This is a genomic window from Myxacorys sp., assembly GCF_059501405.1.
Genome location: NZ_JCACCM010000127.1, coordinates 112,429 through 129,520 on the forward strand (window position 1 = coordinate 112,429; position 17,092 = coordinate 129,520).

A 17,092-nucleotide genomic window follows, 5' to 3' on the forward strand; every position below is an offset into this window, starting at 1 on the left:
GTGAACCAGTGCTTAGCTTTGCACCCGAAGAAGTTTTGCAATGACCGTTAACACTCGGTCAGCTTCTGGAGGCTTTGCCAAAAATCCGGAAGAACCAACAAATCGAGCCCGAACTCGATCTATGATTCCGTCGTTGCTAGTCAAAATAACAATTGGAGTATCTTTAAATAGCGAAACTCGACGAATTTGAGCGCAAATCTCGTAGCCATTGGCAACAGGCATGACCAAATCTAAGAAGATCAGACTTGGTTTTTGCTCTAGCAAGATCGGCAGTGCTTGTACAGAGTCTTGAATCCCAGTAAATCGATATCCTCCTTGGATCACGATTTTTTCCATAGCCTGGCATTCCCGTAAACTGTCATCAATGCAAACAATCAGTGGTGCAATTTCTGAACCTGTTGGCCTGCTTCCACTGGGAGTGCGAGGGAGCGGCATTCCTTGCTTTGGGGTAGTGACCTCGAGTCTTGAAGGCGATGTCGATTGCCCCACTACTCCAGAAACTGCCAAATCTGAAATTTTAGTTAAAGCAATCAATCCTTTGCGATAAAGCGGCACTAGAAGGCGCGTTAGCTGCAACAAATCTTGCTTCGTCAGAACTGCTAAATCCCGCAGAGAGCGGCGACCATCCACCAGTGATACAAGCATTTTATACACCTTCTCAGGGGTATGTTCTTGCAGTTGTTCAGGGTGGCGAAGGACAGGCGCTAAATTCGGCGAGTGATCAGCTAAACCGAGCGATCGCCAGACGTTCCAAAGCTGCTGAACTTCGGCAAGCAGTTGTTCTGCATTCACTACCGCTAGTGAAGTGTCGAGAACATCTTGTGCATCAGATTTGAAGGTGACGAGCTTCGTTTCTTCTTGCTGGATAATGTCAAACAACACTTCAGCGATCGTACTCCGAATGACAGCAACGGCTTGTTCTGGAGTTACTTGCTGTCGCTTAACAAGTATTGCAAGGGTTTGGTAATCCTGCCCATGAACACCATCTGTAAATCTAACGGTGATCGAATTTGCGTCGATTTGAGGACAATGTTGGTTTAAATACCGATTCAATCGGCGTCTGGGGTGAGGTCCACCCGATGCCCAAGTTAACCGGCCCATATAAAGATAGAGACTCCACTGCTGCCCACTCGTGTGGACATCTAACCGACCGGTAAAATGCATCCGACTCCGGATACCCAGTAGCCCGCTCGGAGTATCAGGAGATGAATCATCGACTAACATGCCAATCCCCTTATGCGTCCACGCATACCCAAGTTCATTCTTTTCTTATGGTTCCCAGAGCAAGGGCACATCTCACCCCCTGCCTAGATCATTGACACAGCAAGAGAGCCGTGATAGGCTCACGGCTCTCTGTTGGGGTTTTATTAAGATTTAATAAGCATTGGGTTTATAGGAGTCTTCAGTACTGCTGGGTTATGCGGAGAGAGTGGCGGCGTAAGTCTGAAGAGTAGAGGACTGAAAAGCAAGCTGAGTTGCGATTGCGCCTGTGTTTACCCGCAGCACTTTCTGTTCAAGATCCCAATCGCCACTCAAGGCTGAGCTTCCCGTGCGATCGCTAGACGCGGCAACATCGGCCCCTGTTAGGGCACTCACTTGCTCTAACAGCGCTTTATCGGCTCCAACGTTTGAGCCATACATTAAAATATCTACTCCTTCATTAAATGACTTCGCCCATGATCTAAGATCACTGGCATAGAGTCCTAACGAACTCTTGAATAATTGGGCTGCACCCAGTTTTACAACGCCTTTATCGCCAAGAGACACAACATGAATCGCTTTACGAACCTGGAATTGCGCTAATGCGTTTGAAATTTGGGCAATTCCATCTTGATTGGGATTAAGTTCAATGATAATGACGCCCGATCTCGTACCAGATTCTAGTTGCTGATAACCCGGCACTTTCTTATCGATGAATAAAATCTCATCCACCGTTTGGCTTGGTTTGGGGTTGGGCGCACTAGGAGTTTGCGTAGGACTAGGACTAACTGAATGGGCAGACCGAAGCGCAGCCAGAGTATTGAGAGGAGATTGAATGTCTAAAGCGAGTGCTTGACGAGGAGCTAATTCAACAGATAGTGGATCTAATAGGTGGGTGATTCCACTCAGAGGATTCATAAGGCTTGATCTTCCTTGTAAAGCTGAGTTGCCAGCCAATATAGCGAGCAGTTGTATGTTGCTTTCGGCTCAAGACACGCCCTGGTGTGCAAGTCTTTAGGCTTCGCAAAGCTAATCCCCTTGAAACTTCTCAACACTCATCACTCAATCGTTATGAACAAGTAGAACAAGAGTGAGTTGAGTTACCTAGAAGCGGCAATCGATTTGCGAGAATACCGAAACGTGTTGAACTGGAATAGGATTGAACGTTAAAGGTGAGTTGATGCTTAATCTCCCTAAAAACACTGAGTAGTTAACTAAGGCTGATTATTTTTTACATTCAAAGTAGTATTTATCCGGACGAAAATTCTAGATAGTTTCATCCTCATAAAGTTTTTATTCGCAAACATCAGTATAATCATGGCAAACTGTAGAGCAGAAGTACTGAAGTTTCGCTCCATGGACTCTGTGTTGCAGAGATTCTTATTACTCAAAATGAAGAGCTAATTCTTCTTAGGCTCCCACCCGGCGGGCATTCGAGCGCCAGTTAGTGTCGTACCTTCAAGCGTGGCCCCAGCTAGTTTCACCCGTACCAAATTGGCGTTTTGCAAGTTTGCTCCGTTGAGGTTTGCACCTCGTAAATCAGCTCCTTCTAGCACTGCCTTTTGAAGATTGGCTTTAGAAAGGTCTGCACCTCGCAAATCTGCACCATAGAAATTTGCCTCTTGCAGATTTGCCCCTTGCAAGTTTGCGTCCTGAAGTTGCACAAGGGCAAAGTTTGCGCGATCGCCAATAGCTGTCGTTAAGTTGGCAAAATTCAATTTAGATCCCTGAAAAGCGGCCTCTGACAGGTTGGCGCGGGTTAAATTAGCGCCTTCTAGCACCATTCCATAAATACTGGCTTTAGAGAGATCACAGCCTTGACAGTCATTGGTGTTGATGAGTTGATCTACCTGGGTTGGATCTGCCGCTAGCACAACCGAACAGATCCCAAGACCCAAAGCACCCTGCTTCAGGGCTTCGGTCGCCGTTGCAGTGAACGTTAATACCGAACGAGGAATCATAAGAGTACCATCCATTCACTAGAACTATGGGTGAGATGAAATCAGATCCTCTAAGCTGAGAGATAGCCAGAGGAAACGAAACAATGGATCAATATTACAATTCAGAACACCTTCCGAAGTTTGGAGAAATTGGTGAGGGCAACCCAGAGTTAGCTGAAAAGTTCTTTGCATACTACGGGGCTGTGTTTGCTGAAGGAGCACTATCAAAACGCGAAAAGGCGCTGATTGCCCTAGCCGTGGCTCATACGGTTCAATGCCCCTACTGCATTGATGCTTACACCAAAGAAAGCTTGCAGCAAGGCTCGGATTTAGAACAAATGACAGAGGCAGTGCATGTGGCAACAGCAATTCGGGGTGGATCGTCGCTGATTCATGGCTTGCAGATGCTCGATCACGCCCACAAGCTGACAATGTAGCTAAAAAACCGTGTAGCTAAAAAACTGTGTAGCTAAAAGACTGTAGATAAAAAACACCGTGTTCCTATAAATCCATCACTTGACATTATGCAAACTTCCGATCGCACTCCGACTAAATCTTTATCCCTGCTCAGACGCCGTTCTCCTCTCGCATCGGCTCAATATCAACAAGATAAATTAGCAGAGGTTGCACTGTCGCACACCATACAGGGAGGAGATTTTTCAGCAACACTGTCTGCTCATGGCGTCCCTGCATTAACGCCTGCGAAGTTGGACATCTTTCAAATCAACATCGGCAAACTGTGTAATATGGTGTGTCGGCATTGCCATGTAGATGCAGGACCCGATCGCACGAAGGAAAATATGACGCGTGAAACCGTCGATCAGTGCTTGCAGGCGTTAGACCGCACAGAGGCACAGACGGTTGATATTACGGGGGGTGCGCCAGAACTCAATCCGCATTTTCGCTACTTGGTGGATCAGTGTGTGGCGCGAGGCAAGCAGGTGATCGATCGCTGCAACTTGACCGTACTGTTGCTGCCGGGAATGGAGGAGTTGCCGAGTTGGTTTGGCGATCGCGGCGTCGAAATTGTCTGTTCTCTCCCTCACTATCGTCAACGCAACACGGATGCTCAGCGAGGCGATGGCACGTTTGAGCAATCAATCGAGGCGCTTCACCGTCTCAATGCAGCAGGGTACGGTAAAGGCGATTCCAAGCGGCAACTGACGCTGGTGAGCAATCCGGTTGGAGCGTTTCTTGCTAGTAGCCAAGTGAAGTTAGAGCAGGAATGGAAGGCAGGATTAGAGAAATATCAGGGCGTGACCTTCGATCGCTTGATCACCCTCAACAATATGCCTATTTCTCGCTATCTAGAATGGCTAGAGCAGTCGGGCAATTTGCAGAGTTATATGGAAGTGCTGGTAAATGCGTTTAATCCTGCCACGGTTGAGGGGTTGATGTGCCGCAACACGCTTTCGATTGGTTGGGATGGACGAATTTTTGATTGCGATTTTAATCAAATGTTGGATCTGACCTGTCAGGATGAGAAGCAGAAACCTTGGCACATTCGCGACTTTGATCCCGATCGTTTAGCACAGCGACAAATTGTTACGGGTCGCCATTGCTTTGGCTGCACAGCAGGGGCAGGAAGTTCTTGCGGAGGAGCGCTGGCTTAACTGACAAGGGACAAGTTAAATAAAGAGACCTCTACCACCAATAGAGGTCTCTGATTTCTCGAAGAAATGGGAGACCTGAATACGCAGTTTCGATAGTGTTGTAGATCTACGGTTGGACGATCGCATTGCCCTTGAAGGGCATCGAAGCCAAGCAGGTCTACAACACTACCCGCCGTTTCTTGGGTTCCTGTACTTAACCTGAGATTGAAGCGTGGCGGATTCACAAGCACCAGCAGGAGAGGTTTGAGGACCCTAAGCAATTCTTTGGCTTCTGGTCGGGGTGCTAAATTTTGCGGTACTATTGCTTAAGTACGATTTCCCGATCGAAAAACCGTAGATTAGAAGCAAGTCATCCTGTAGTGGCATTGCCGAGGTTAGCTTAGGAGGCAATTATGGCAACATCAATTATTTCTAATTCAGATCAGCGTCCAATCGTAACTCGCATTCGGTTACGCATTCCCAAAAATTATCATCAGGAGCCAATCATCTCTCGATTGGTATCGGACTATCACCTCACCGTCAATATAGTGTCGGCGTTGCTAGGAGCCAATGCTCAAGGAGATGGCTGGTTTGATTTGGAACTTCGTGGCAAGGCAACACAGATTGATAGTGCGATCGTCTATATTTCAGAATTAGACTTAGAAATTTTGGATCAAGATGGTCTAAGTCAGGATGGCTGGTGAACTGCTACACTTGGCGACTCAAAGCTGCCGCGATCGCGCGGATTAAAACTTCTGGCTCAATCGGCTTGACTAAATGCTGTTGGTATCCTGTCTCAAGCGCTTTTTGACGACCGCTCTCGGAGGCATAAGCTGTCAGGGCAATGGCAGGAAGTTGGCGGACGCATTCTGAAACTTGATGGGAACGCGACGCGGTGCGAATCTGCTGCAGTAGGGCATAACCATCGACGCCTTCCAGCCCAATATCACTGACTAAAATATCAAATGGATCCTGCTCCAAGGCGCTAAGCGCCTCCTGTGCAGAAGGAACACCTGTGACGACCGCGCCCTCTTGCTCTAGGAGAAACGCGAGAAATTTTAAGGTAGAAGGTTCATCTTCTACTACAAGTACCCGGACACCGTATAAATCAAACACTGACGGTTCGGTGGGCATCTGAGCGCTGGATACCATATGAGCGCTGAGGGGCAACTGGATCGTAATCGTTGTGCCCTGTCCTGCTCCAGCACTAGTAGCCGCGATCGTGCCGCCATGCGCTTCGATCAGTTGCCGAGAGAGCGATAGCCCCAGCCCCAGCCCGCCAAACTGACGTGTAATGGAACTATCCTCCTGTCGAAAGCGATCAAACACAAAGGGGAGAAAGTCTAAATTAATTCCTTGCCCGGTATCGCTAACCGTAATTTGAGCCATGCTATTCGCCCTGCTAGGTTCAGATAGCGATCGCTCTAAGTTAACGGCGATTGAACCCTGTGACGGCGTGAATTTAATCGCGTTAGTGAGTAAGTTCCAAATCACTTGTTGGAGCCTACCTGCATCACCCATGATCTGCCCAACGTTTGAATCAAGCTTGGTTTTGATCCGAATCGACTTTGCATCAGCCGCAAAACGCACTGTGTCAAGCGCATTTGCAATGGGCTTAATCAGCGAGACAGGCTCTAGATTAAGAGCCAACTTGCCTTGCACAATTCGTGAGAGATCTAGCAGATCATCGACAAGTTGCGCCTGAAGTTTGGCGTTCTGCTCAATCGTTTCTAGTGCCTCTTGAAACTTTGCCTCTGGCAGTTGTTTCGTTCGCAACACTTTAGCCCAACCCAAAATGGGAGTGAGCGGAGTTCTCAACTCATGGGAGAGCATGGCAAGAAAGTCATCTTTCGTTCGACTAGCCGCTTCTGCTTCATCCCGCGCCGCTTGTTCTTGGCGGAGTAAATGTTCTCGCTCTTCCTCAAGGCGCTTGCGCTCGGTGATGTCGCGTTGAATGGCTACAAAATGAGTCACGTCATGATGAGCGTTCCGAATCGGAGTGATGTTCCACTCGACGTAATATTCACTGCCATCCTTGTGATAGTTGATTGCTTCTCCATGAAAGGGCTTGCCCTGCTCTAGCGCCTGACGCAATCGGTCAAGTAACGCACGGTCTGTATTAGGGCCTTGCAAAAATCGGGGCGTTTTTCCTAAACTTTCCTCGATCCTGTACCCAGTCATGCGGCTAAACGCAGGATTGACATAGACCATCTCAGGACCCGGTGAGTTGAGATTGGCAGTCGTAATCACGATCGAGTCTCTCGACTGCTGCACCGCAGACAGTAACAGTTGAATTGCTTCTTCTGCCACCTGCAAGTCTCGCAGGGCATTGGTCAGCCGTTCAAGAGATTCGGTCAACCGGCTTTTTTGTTTTTGCGGCAATTGATCAGTATTCTGTTGAAGTTCAGCCACTCGTTTTTGGACGTCCTGGATCTGTTCAACAAATTCGTCTCCGTTCACAAGCTCTCTTTAGATGCAGTTACTTTGCCATTGTGAGCAATTAAATGCCTAAAAACATTCATACTTAGAAAGATTTAAGGTGGAAAGATCTTAGAGAAACAGTTATCGAGAATGGCCTGAGCAGCCCTTTTACCATGACATCATGCCGAAAATTACAGATGCCAGAATGTAGCATCTCTATCCTGCTGTGGAATGATAATCTTGCTATTTAGTGAGAATATGATTTCATCCCGATTTTATTCATTGAGGTGGGAATCCTAATAGGAATACTTATTTTAAGGATCTGTCGGACCGCATGAAAGCCATGTTCAAGTCAACTCTTTTAGCCAAGCCGCGCCTTTTAGCAACCGTGGCACTGTGTTTAGGAATGACTGGACTTCTAACTGGACTATCGATGGCGACTCCTCATGCGGATAACTTACCGTCTTCTGCATGGTGGCGATTGAAAGTGCAAGGACAAGCCAATGCTGTTCACGATCGTCAGTTCAAAGGATGCTTATTTGGCGACTCCATTTCATCGGGGCTAGGAAATTCGCTGGGACAGTCTACCTTTAACTTTGCGATCGGGGGACAGAGTTCGGTCTCAATGCTGGAACAGTTAAAAATGCTGTATGCGTCCAATGTGCAGTGCAGAAAAGCAATTATTGCAATTGGAACGAATGACGCTTGGTATGTCATCGACAACAGAGCATTTACCAATAACTTAAGGCAGTCGATCGCGATTGTTCGAGCGATGGGCGCGACAGAAATCACGGTGCTGCCTGCTTTTTATTCCACGATCGCGGCTAGTCTTGACCCTAGCAAAGCAGGACCAATCGAACGAGTAGATGAGATCAGCGCCTTAATTCAACAAGTGGCAGATCAGGAGAATGTGCAACTCGATGGGTCAGACCTCCAACCTCTGTTTAACGATCACAGCCTCAAGAGCGCTCTTACCTCCGATGGGGTTCATTTGAATGACAGTGGCAAACGCATCTACCGACAGGTACTAGTAAAGCTGTTTAACGGTAGAACGATTGGCTCTGCTAATTTTTAATCTGCTAATTCTTAAACTGTGGCTCACGGCTCCACAACGTTGACTAACCGAAACCAAGCAATGCGGCAAATTTGCACCAAGGCTTGCTGCATCTCTGTGGTGCGATCGTGCTGCAATCGTTGTTGAAAGGTCTCAAGGATTGTCGTTTTGGTATAGTCTTTAACCGCCACAATAAACGGAAACTGGAACTTAGTTTTATAAGCCTCATTGAGCGATTGGAACTGCTCATATTCTGCGGATGTTAGTTGATTGAGTCCTGCCCCGGCTTGCTCTTGAACTGAGGCATCTGCCATTTTCGCTTTACTGCCCAAGTCTGGATGAGCGCGAATCAGCGCGAGTTGCTCTGCCTCGGTCATAGCTTTTACCTGCGCGACCATTTTTTGATGCAGATCCGAGCGATCGCGAAACGGGCGCTGGTGATAAATTTGCTGTGCGATCGCAGGAGTCTCCTCAAACACAAATCCCAACGCTTCAACAAACGCCGCCTGATCCATTCTGTTTAAGGCTGAAATTGAATACATCATGATGGTTGCCGTTGTCCCCTACACCCTAAAGCAAAACGGCAAAATGGAAATATGGAAAAATTACCAACCATCCTGATTCCACCGGCTCTGCAAAGGCTTACCCCTAGCGAACGATTAGAGATCTTACGTCAAACGGTTCGCCCTGTCGGAACCCACCATAGCGCTCCTAAAGGTCACTCAGAAACCCAATTTGAACGGGATTTGTGGCAGTACTTTCCGGGCAAAATCTATACCGGATTACTGGTTGAGCGTTCTGGCTTGCAGCAACCGTATGTGCCTGATTTTGCCTACATCGATTTGAGTATGCATCTCCACATTGATATTGAAATCGATGAACCGTATAGCCACATCTCAAAGCAGCCGCTACATGTGTTGGACTGCCCTAAAGATGCGGCTCGAAATCAGTTTTTTCTGGCTCAAGGGTGGGTTGTGATCCGGTTTGGTGAGGCTCAAGTGGTGAAGACTCCAGCAAGTTGTTGTAAAGAGATCGCAGCCACGATCGCCTCCTTGACGGGTGAGAATGCCTTGATGGCTCCATTCAGGCAGATTCTTACGCTCAAACCTGAGCGGCGTTGGAGTCGAGAGGATGCCCAACAGATGGCAGACATTGCCTACCGCGATTCCTATCTATCGAGCGCTTCGCCACCGGAATCTCAGAGCAAACGGCGACGGCAGGATCAAGGAAACAAATCAGCCTCGATCATGAATAGCAAGTTAACGTTCTATTGCCCAATATGCGGTGAAGCGGTTCGATGGCAGGGGCATTATGTTCAGTGTTCAACTTGTGGCAATGACCAATTCGTGGTGTGATCGTGCTTTTACCGTGGATGATTGACAAGTTCTCGACCGCGCCATGTCCAACCCCATCCGGTTTCGACTTTGATGATTGACGCTATAGGGATCGCGCTCACTACAATTCCGCCCAGTCCCGTCAACCACCAGTAGCGTGGAGGAATGTTCGTCAATTGCTGAGTTACTCGCCGCATAGGGTAGTGCAGAACTACCCCGATCAAAGCCAACACGGTTGCGGCAGTCGTCCAACCACCAAAGCCAAGCACAGCGCCCCTTGTAACGGCAATCAGCAATCCTAGGAGCGGCACTGCAAACACCAGAAACGTGATGGATGCCGTGTAAAGCGTGGCACGCCAATTTCGGTTCGATCCCAAGTGCCAATTTTTCGTCCATCCTTCCCACAATGCCGAAAATGACTGATACATTCTCACCTGTGCCAAGTCATGGCCCAAGCCGTACCAGAGTTTGAGGCGGTGCTGCTTGATCCGACGCCCTAGTTCAACGTCTTCTACCACATAGTCAGCCACGGCACGATGTCCGCCAATCTGCTCATACGCGGTGCGACGAAACAGCATAAAAGGTCCAACTGCAAACACCTTTTCATGATCAGGATCATTCACACTGGCAAACTCATATCCGACTGCCAACAGATTGGCGATGATCGGCTGGGCAATCCATTCTGCAAAACAAGCACAGACGATCGTCATCCAAAAGGTCAGCAGGTCGATCTGTTCCTGCTCGGCAAAAGCGACTGTCGTTTCTAAACAGCCAGGTTTAAGCTGCACATCAGCATCTAAGAACAAAAAATAGTCGCCTGTCGCCTGTGCTACTGCTTGAGTACATGCCCAGTTCTTGCCCATCCAAGTTTGATCGACGGGGCGAGGCTGTCCGGCGATGAGTTTCAAGCGATCGTCGTGCCGAGAGGATTGGAGCAGTTCAACGATCGCAAAGGTTTCATCGGTCGATTGGTCATCGACAACCAAAACTTCTAGTTGATCGGCGGCTAAATCAGTACTATCTAATACAGAGATTACGCACGTTTCAATATTAGACGCTTCGTTGTAGGCCGGGATGATCACTGAGATTTTTGGTAACGTCTGGCGCGACGAATCGGAAACAGAACCAGGAACGAGGGAGATTGCTTGAGATGCAGAGCGACGCAGATTATTGAAGAACAGCGCGATCGCAACCAGCGATAAACCCAGAACAAGGCATAGCAGTAGCACGTTGAAAACCTTATAAACACAGCAGGCGATTCTCACCCTAGCTTAGATTGTAGGACGAGGTGTTCAGCATTACGCCTCGATGTGATGCTATTCGGATTGGCTAATGATGGCATTCCGAGCAAATGTCTCTACATCATCCTTTCTGACATAATTCTTTCTCACAGTCGAAGCAACCGCTTCTTAAAAATTGAAGCAATCACTCATATCAGTCACAATGAAGGCATGAACCGAGTTGATTACCTCCGAATCAGTCTGATCGATCGCTGCAACTTCCGGTGTCAGTACTGCATGCCCGAAGGAACCGATCTCAACTATGTCCTGCAACAGAATTTGCTGTCGCAGAATGAATTGCTGACGCTGCTACGAGACGTGTTTATTCCCGTCGGATTTACTCGGTTTCGACTGACCGGAGGAGAACCACTGATTCGCCCCGGCGTTGTAGACATTGTGCGGGCGATCGCATCTCTACCCCAAACGCAAGATCTTTCCATGACGACGAACGCCTTTTTGCTCTCTAGCATGGCGCAAGATCTTTACAACGCTGGCTTACGGCGGATCAACATCAGCCTCGATTCATTAGAGCCTGAAACCTTTGACAAAATTATTGGACAACGCGGGAGATCTCGCTGGCAGCAAGTGTGGAATGGCATTCAGGCGGCATATGAAGTAGGCTTTAGTCCCCTAAAACTAAATGTTGTTGTCATTCCAGGGGTGAATGATCACGAAGTACTAGAATTGGCTGCCCTAAGCCGCGATCGCGAGTGGCATATCCGATTCATCGAATTCATGCCCATCGGTAATAGTGAACTATTTGACAACAAAGGCTGGATCAACTCAGAAACGATTCGACAGCAAGTCAAGCAACGCTGGGGACTGACCGAAGCCTACGTAAAAGGCAATGGCCCTGCTGATGTATTCAAAATTCCTGGAGCGAAAGGGACGCTAGGATTTATTAGTCAGATGTCAGAATGTTTCTGCGATCGCTGTAACCGGATGCGGCTCTCGGCAGACGGATGGTTACGCCCATGTTTGCTCAATGAAGTTGGACAGCTTGATCTGCGGACTGCCCTAAGATCAGGCGTTTCGACTGTACAACTACGCCAACAGGTGAGTGATTTACTTATGCTTAAGCCTGAAATCAACTATAAACAACGAGACTCGGGCACAACCGGAACCTACGATCGCACCATGTCACAAATCGGCGGCTGACTTTCAGATGCGTCAAACTCTGATATGGCTACTTCCGAATGTGGAAAGAATGTGGAAAGTCTGAAATTGTGATGTGACAAACTCTAGAATGGTATTGAAAAGCACATTTTTAGGCGAAAAGCAATTTTTCACCAGAAAAAACTGTCCCTACAGACTAAGGTCAGATCATTCGTGAAATAGATTGCGATCGTGAAACAAATTTGGCAGAATGAGTGATGTTGAACACTATTTAACAACTCTGCGGCCTCGGTCATCTACCTACATCTACAAATTCTCCTGACAGGATGAAGAATCTTTGAGCAAGCTTTTATACCAGGTCAGCAGTCCAGTCTTAATAAAGCGTTTGCTCTTTTCTCAAGGAGCAAACAGTTTAGATCGGCACAAACTGAGGCGACGGTTTCAATCCCTCAGTGATAACATTGCGGTGAACGCGTTTGAGGGCTTACTGTGATCCGTTCTGCAACACTCACTCCTCTGTCTACTCTGCCTTCTCTGCCTGACAATAATCGTCTCCGGCTGCTTTCTGGCTCAGCGAACATTGCGCTTTCTCAGGAAGTTGCACGCTACCTAGGCATGGATCTCGGTCCGATGGTGCGGAAACGGTTTGCAGACGGCGAGCTTTACGTTCAGATTCAAGAGTCCATTCGAGGGTGTGACGTTTACCTGATTCAGCCAACGTGCCGACCCGTAAACGATCATTTGATGGAACTGCTGATTATGATTGATGCTTGTCGGCGGGCATCTGCAAGGCAAATCACGGCGGTGCTGCCCTACTATGGCTACGCGAGAGCCGATCGCAAAACGGCGGGACGAGAATCGATTACCGCCAAGTTAGCCGCCAATCTGATTGCTCAAGCCGGAGCAAACCGTGTTCTTGCGATGGATCTACACGCGGCTCAAATCCAAGGTTATTTTGATATTCCGCTAGATCATGTGTATGGTTCTCCAGCCGTGATCGACTATCTTAAGAGCAAACAACTTCCCGACATTGTGGTGGTATCACCAGATGTCGGAGGGGTGGCTCGGGCGAGAGCCTTAGCGAAAAAACTTGACGACGCTCCGTTAGCCATCATTGACAAACGACGTCAGGCCCATAATGTTGCTGAAGTCATGAATGTGATTGGGGATGTGGCAGGCAAAACGGCAGTGCTGGTCGATGATATGATCGACACCGCAGGCACAATTACAGAAGGAGCGAAACTACTACGTCAAGAAGGAGCGCGTCAGGTGTATGCCTGTGCTACTCATGCCATCTTTTCGCCGCCTGCGATCGAGCGCTTATCGAGCGGCGTTTTAGAAGAGGTGATCGTGACAAACACGATTCCAGTGCTTGAAAAAGATCGCTTTCCGCAATTGACGATTCTCTCGGTGGCAAGCGTCCTCGGTGAAACCATTTGGCGGATTCACGAAGATAGCTCAGTTAGCAGCATGTTCCGGTAAAATCGCTGATTAATTTGTCTAGGTGTTTAGGGTTGGTATCTATTGCCAGCCCTATATTTTTAGGTGGGTTGCTAATTAAGCCACCACAGTAGATTTTTACCTGCACATCAAGCCATGAGCCTAACGCGGCAACTCCGCCTCAACCTTAAAGAGCGATTGGTCTTTAGTTGTAGCAATTATTTTTGTATCGCAGAATTGCCGTCTAAACTGCAACTTTAGACGTGTCGTAGCGGATGTTAGCTTGCTTTAATCGTTCGAGGGCTTCACCTAAGCGATCGCACCCGGCAATTAAACTAATCCGCACGTAGCCTTCGCCGCCTGCACCAAACGCATTTCCTGGCGTCACCACCACTCCCGTTTGCTGTAGCATTGAGAGCGCAAAATCAGTTGATCCCATCCCGATCGGGCAGGGAATCCATAGATACATCGTGGCTTTCGGTTTAGGAATCGACCACCCGAGCTCTGACAAGCCTTGGATTAAGAAATCTCGACGACCCCGGTAGCGTTCTTGGACATCAAACACATACTTATCAGGCAATTGCAGAGCCGTTTCGGCGGCGGTTTGCAAAGCGGCGAAAATACCGTAATCCAAATTCGTCTTGAGGGTGCGTAATCCTTGAATGACATGGCGATTGCCAACCACAAACCCAACGCGCCAGCCTGCCATATTGTAGGTTTTTGACAGCGTATGAAACTCAACTCCAATTTCTTTTGCGCCTGGAATTTCTAGCAAACTAGTCGGCTGATAGCCATCAAACGCGAGTTCTGCATACGCCTGATCGTGAACTAGCAAAATTTCATATTTGCGAGCAAACGCAACAATGTCCTTAAAAAATTCGCGGGGTGCAATGGCAGTCGTTGGATTACTCGGATAATTGAAGTAGAGAATCTTCGCACGCTGAGCGACATCATCAGGAATGGCAGCTAAATCAATTAACCAATCGTTTTCTGCGGTCAGAACCAACGGGTAAAGTTCCGCTCCGGCAATTAAGGGACCGCGAAAATGGGGCGGGTAGGATGGACTTGGAACTAGGATCAGATCGCCTGGATTAATATATGCCAAGGCTAAATGCGTTAATCCTTCTTTCGAGCCCAACAATGGCAGTGCTTCACCATCGGGATCAAGCTCAACATTGTAGCGGCGACCATACCAGTCGGTGATCGCCCGACGGAAATTTGCCGTGCCTTCAAAGGGAGGATAACCGTGATTTCGAGAGTCTTCTAGCGCTCTGATTGCCGCTTCTATGATCGGCGCTGGGGGCGCTCCATCTGGGTTTCCCATTCCCAAATCAATCAGATCAACGCCTTGCGCTCTCGCGTTGGCTTTCAACTCATCCAATCGAGCAAACACGTATTGAGGCAGAGAACTTAAGCGATCGGCAGTCGAAATCCAAGACAGGCTCATGGGAACGTGAGGAATGAATGACGATAAAAAACGGCTACAGGTTGGCTATTCTACCTCAGAACGTAACTCAGGATACACCGCCATGATGTCTGGTTTTGCGCTCAAGCCAGGAGCCGTAGTTGAAACCATCGCGGCCATCAGTTGAGAGGGAGCGACCATAAAAGGCAAGCGATGCAGATCGGAAGCAGGTAGACAAGCGATATCCGCCGCATGATTTAGCTCGGCGATCGTAATCCCATTTAACCCCAAATCGGCTAAGGTCTGCGGCAAGCCGATCTCGCTATAAAACTTAAGCAACTGCTGCCGCGAAGTTGCTGCAAGCTGATTACCCTGAACCATTTCTTCGAGCCGCAGTTGCACCAAAATTCCGTATGCTACTTTCTCGCCGTGCAGCGCGCCATGACTTGAGAGCAAATGCGTCAGTCCGTTGTGAACCGCATGAGCCGCCACCGTACGACACTGCGCCCCGCCGATGCCGCCAATCACACCTGCCATCAATACTGAAGCGTCTACGACCTCTTGCCAATCCTTTCCGCCCGGTTCGTTTAAAGCCGCCGCAGACTTTTGAAACAGAATATCACGGAGAACTCTCGCTTGCTGAACAGCGGCAATGAGGAGCGTTTTATCCGATTGACCACTACTGACCGAGGCTTCATACCACTTGGCGATCGCGTCTCCAATTCCTGCAACCAGCGTCCGTTGAGGAGCCGTGGCAATCAAGCCATAATCTAAAACTAGTAAGTCTGGACATTTGGCTAAGCCAACATCATAGAGAAACGCATGTTGCTCAGAATAAACGTTCGAGAGGGCTGTCCAAGCGGCACAGGTCGCCGCAGACGTTGGAATAGTCACAATCGGCAGCTTGCACTGATACGCCAACAGCTTCGCCGCATCTAAGGCTTTACCACCCCCAACCCCAATCACCAGATCCGCTTGATGGTCAGCGACGGCTTGCTGCATCGATTGGAGGGCTGTTTCACTGCAGTCTTTACCGTAGGAAATTCTGGCGTTTACTAAATGATGCGCTTTGAAGATTGGCTTGAGGCGCGGTTTAATCAGATCTAATGTGCGATCGCCTCCCACTACTAAGGGACGCGATCCTAGTCGCGCGATCGCGTCTCCCATTTGCTCTAAAGCATTAAATCCTCGAATCACTTGAGCCGGGGCAATCGACAGCGAGATCAAAGCATCAGTTGCAGTAGCCATGTCAGAACGTTAAGCGTTGGATTGAGAAAGCTGAGCCAAGCGATCGCGGTAAATATCGAACGTTGCGGATTCATCCTCTCGAGCGGAGAGCGACCGCTGAACTTCACCCAAATATAACGGCTGAGAAACGCCTGGTTTGGGATGCGTAATCGTGCGGACGCGAATTGTCATGCGATCGCTGCCTTGCGATAACCGTCCAGGTGAAAATAGATCTAAAGAGGCTTGGTGCATCGTCGCTTCGAGCTGAGTCTCGGTCACCGTGGGAGGCACAATAATTACAACCTGCGCGGCTCCGGTATCGAACACCCGCGAGTAACGCACAGCGTTTGGAATGCTAGGACGGGTATAAAGGGCAAGGGCAAGGGCAAAAATTCCGCCTGTCAAAACTGCCATAAAGCCTGTGGCCCCAACTAATCGGAAGCGAAAGCCCCACTTAAACAGAAACGCCAAAATTGTGAAGACCAAAAAGGCGATCGTGGCAATGCCAGACCATTGAGCGCTAGTAAAGAGTTGATCAGTTTCAAACATGGTGGGGAAAGGGGAAGAACAACGCCTTATTCACAACGCTTTATTCGTTGCTGACAAATTCAGCCGGTTGAGTAGACGATTCTAAAGCGGCTTTCAAAGTATGCCAGGTTAAGGTGGCACATTTGATCCGGACGGGAAATTGAGAGACGCCTTGCATCACATTGAGCTTTCGGTGTTCTGTCGGAAACTCGGCCTGACCCTGCATCATGGTTTGGAAGCGCTGCACCATTTCTAGAGCTTCTTCGGTTGTTTTACCGCGCATCGCTTCTGCCATTAGATCGGCGGATGCCATCGCGATCGCACAACCTTCGCCCTCAAACCGCACATTTTCGATGCGATCGCCCGCTTCATTTAGTTGCACCGTCAACTCGATCGTATCGCCACAGGACGGATTATGCCCGCGCTGATGGCGATGAACTGGCTCTGTCACGCCGCGAAACTTGGGCTTTTTGTAGCGCTCAAGAATAACTTGCTGATAGAGATCGCGTAAATTACCCGTAGTCATGAGTTTTTCTTTCTTTGCACAAGCTCTAT

At 48.6% G+C, this 17,092-nt stretch carries 17 protein-coding genes; 7 read left to right on the forward strand and 10 right to left on the reverse strand.

Translation table 11 applies throughout. The features are described 5' to 3' along the window. Positions 1 to 12: 12 nt before the first annotated feature. The 3 genes from AC5I6P_RS17835 to AC5I6P_RS17845 form a co-directional block, all read right to left on the reverse strand. Positions 13 to 1,224 carry a response regulator gene (locus AC5I6P_RS17835; protein WP_495695127.1) on the reverse strand — a complete coding sequence of 404 codons (1,212 nt, stop codon included), beginning with the start codon at positions 1,222 to 1,224 and terminating at the stop codon, positions 13 to 15. Positions 1,225 to 1,416: 192 nt separating this feature from the next. Further along, positions 1,417 to 2,118, reverse strand: a complete 702-nt coding sequence (locus tag AC5I6P_RS17840) for a DUF4347 domain-containing protein (RefSeq protein WP_495695128.1) — start codon at positions 2,116 to 2,118, stop codon at positions 1,417 to 1,419. A 482-nt stretch (positions 2,119 to 2,600) separates the two neighbouring features. After that, positions 2,601 to 3,161, reverse strand: a complete 561-nt coding sequence (locus tag AC5I6P_RS17845) for a pentapeptide repeat-containing protein (RefSeq protein ID WP_495695129.1) — start codon at positions 3,159 to 3,161, stop codon at positions 2,601 to 2,603. Positions 3,162 to 3,244: 83 nt separating this feature from the next. On the opposite strand from AC5I6P_RS17845, the gene AC5I6P_RS17850 reads away from it, so the two are divergent. From AC5I6P_RS17850 to AC5I6P_RS17860, 3 genes are all read left to right on the forward strand, one after another. Then, a complete protein-coding gene (locus tag AC5I6P_RS17850) occupies positions 3,245 to 3,577 on the forward strand; it encodes an arsenosugar biosynthesis-associated peroxidase-like protein (protein ID WP_495695130.1) in 333 nt (110 codons plus the stop codon). An 87-nt stretch (positions 3,578 to 3,664) separates the two neighbouring features. Continuing rightward, positions 3,665 to 4,753: an arsenosugar biosynthesis radical SAM (seleno)protein ArsS gene (gene arsS / locus AC5I6P_RS17855; RefSeq protein ID WP_495695131.1), complete on the forward strand. Its 1,089-nt coding sequence runs from the start codon at positions 3,665 to 3,667 to the stop codon at positions 4,751 to 4,753. A gap of 392 nt (positions 4,754 to 5,145) precedes the next feature. Continuing rightward, entirely contained in the window at positions 5,146 to 5,436 is a 291-nt protein-coding gene (locus AC5I6P_RS17860) for an NIL domain-containing protein (protein WP_495695132.1), read from the forward strand. 4 nt (positions 5,437 to 5,440) lie between these two features. Here AC5I6P_RS17860 and AC5I6P_RS17865 read toward each other — a convergent pair whose 3' ends face one another. After that, the gene (locus AC5I6P_RS17865; RefSeq protein ID WP_495695133.1) at positions 5,441 to 7,192 is read right to left on the reverse strand and encodes an ATP-binding protein; all 1,752 of its coding nucleotides are present in this window, start codon (positions 7,190 to 7,192) and stop codon (positions 5,441 to 5,443) included. Positions 7,193 to 7,496: 304 nt separating this feature from the next. Between AC5I6P_RS17865 and AC5I6P_RS17870 the strand changes: the two genes are divergently transcribed. Then, positions 7,497 to 8,228, forward strand: coding sequence for an SGNH/GDSL hydrolase family protein (locus AC5I6P_RS17870; protein ID WP_495695134.1), 732 nt, complete (start codon positions 7,497 to 7,499; stop codon positions 8,226 to 8,228). 23 nt (positions 8,229 to 8,251) lie between these two features. Here the strand turns inward: AC5I6P_RS17870 and uraD are convergent, their stop codons facing one another. Further along, entirely contained in the window at positions 8,252 to 8,752 is a 501-nt protein-coding gene (uraD, locus tag AC5I6P_RS17875; protein ID WP_495695135.1) for a 2-oxo-4-hydroxy-4-carboxy-5-ureidoimidazoline decarboxylase, read from the reverse strand. Between the two features lie 51 nt (positions 8,753 to 8,803). On the opposite strand from uraD, the gene AC5I6P_RS17880 reads away from it, so the two are divergent. Next, positions 8,804 to 9,562 (forward strand): endonuclease domain-containing protein, encoded by a 759-nt coding sequence (locus tag AC5I6P_RS17880; RefSeq protein ID WP_495695136.1) that lies wholly within the window; start codon positions 8,804 to 8,806, stop codon positions 9,560 to 9,562. Positions 9,563 to 9,570: 8 nt separating this feature from the next. On the opposite strand, the gene AC5I6P_RS17885 is transcribed toward AC5I6P_RS17880, so the two are convergent. Beyond that, positions 9,571 to 10,770 carry a glycosyltransferase family 2 protein gene (locus AC5I6P_RS17885; RefSeq protein WP_495695137.1) on the reverse strand — a complete coding sequence of 400 codons (1,200 nt, stop codon included), beginning with the start codon at positions 10,768 to 10,770 and terminating at the stop codon, positions 9,571 to 9,573. A gap of 222 nt (positions 10,771 to 10,992) precedes the next feature. Between AC5I6P_RS17885 and moaA the strand changes: the two genes are divergently transcribed. Both moaA and AC5I6P_RS17895 read left to right on the forward strand, forming a co-directional pair. Next, positions 10,993 to 11,979, forward strand: a complete 987-nt coding sequence (moaA, locus tag AC5I6P_RS17890; protein WP_495695138.1) for a GTP 3',8-cyclase MoaA — start codon at positions 10,993 to 10,995, stop codon at positions 11,977 to 11,979. Positions 11,980 to 12,426: 447 nt separating this feature from the next. Beyond that, on the forward strand, positions 12,427 to 13,419 hold the full coding sequence (locus tag AC5I6P_RS17895) for a ribose-phosphate pyrophosphokinase (RefSeq protein WP_495695139.1): 993 nt from the start codon (positions 12,427 to 12,429) through the stop codon (positions 13,417 to 13,419). Positions 13,420 to 13,621: 202 nt separating this feature from the next. On the opposite strand, the gene AC5I6P_RS17900 is transcribed toward AC5I6P_RS17895, so the two are convergent. Genes AC5I6P_RS17900 through sufU form a run of 4 tightly spaced genes read right to left on the reverse strand, consistent with a single transcriptional unit; the run spans position 13,622 to position 17,063 of the window. Further along, the gene (locus AC5I6P_RS17900) at positions 13,622 to 14,824 is read right to left on the reverse strand and encodes an aspartate aminotransferase (RefSeq protein WP_495695140.1); all 1,203 of its coding nucleotides are present in this window, start codon (positions 14,822 to 14,824) and stop codon (positions 13,622 to 13,624) included. Between the two features lie 45 nt (positions 14,825 to 14,869). Next, positions 14,870 to 16,030 carry an iron-containing alcohol dehydrogenase family protein gene (locus AC5I6P_RS17905; RefSeq protein WP_495695141.1) on the reverse strand — a complete coding sequence of 387 codons (1,161 nt, stop codon included), beginning with the start codon at positions 16,028 to 16,030 and terminating at the stop codon, positions 14,870 to 14,872. A 9-nt stretch (positions 16,031 to 16,039) separates the two neighbouring features. Then, the gene (locus tag AC5I6P_RS17910) at positions 16,040 to 16,558 is read right to left on the reverse strand and encodes a Ycf51 family protein (protein WP_495695142.1); all 519 of its coding nucleotides are present in this window, start codon (positions 16,556 to 16,558) and stop codon (positions 16,040 to 16,042) included. 40 nt (positions 16,559 to 16,598) lie between these two features. After that, the gene (gene sufU, locus AC5I6P_RS17915) at positions 16,599 to 17,063 is read right to left on the reverse strand and encodes a Fe-S cluster assembly sulfur transfer protein SufU (protein ID WP_495695143.1); all 465 of its coding nucleotides are present in this window, start codon (positions 17,061 to 17,063) and stop codon (positions 16,599 to 16,601) included. Positions 17,064 to 17,092 lie beyond the last annotated feature (29 nt).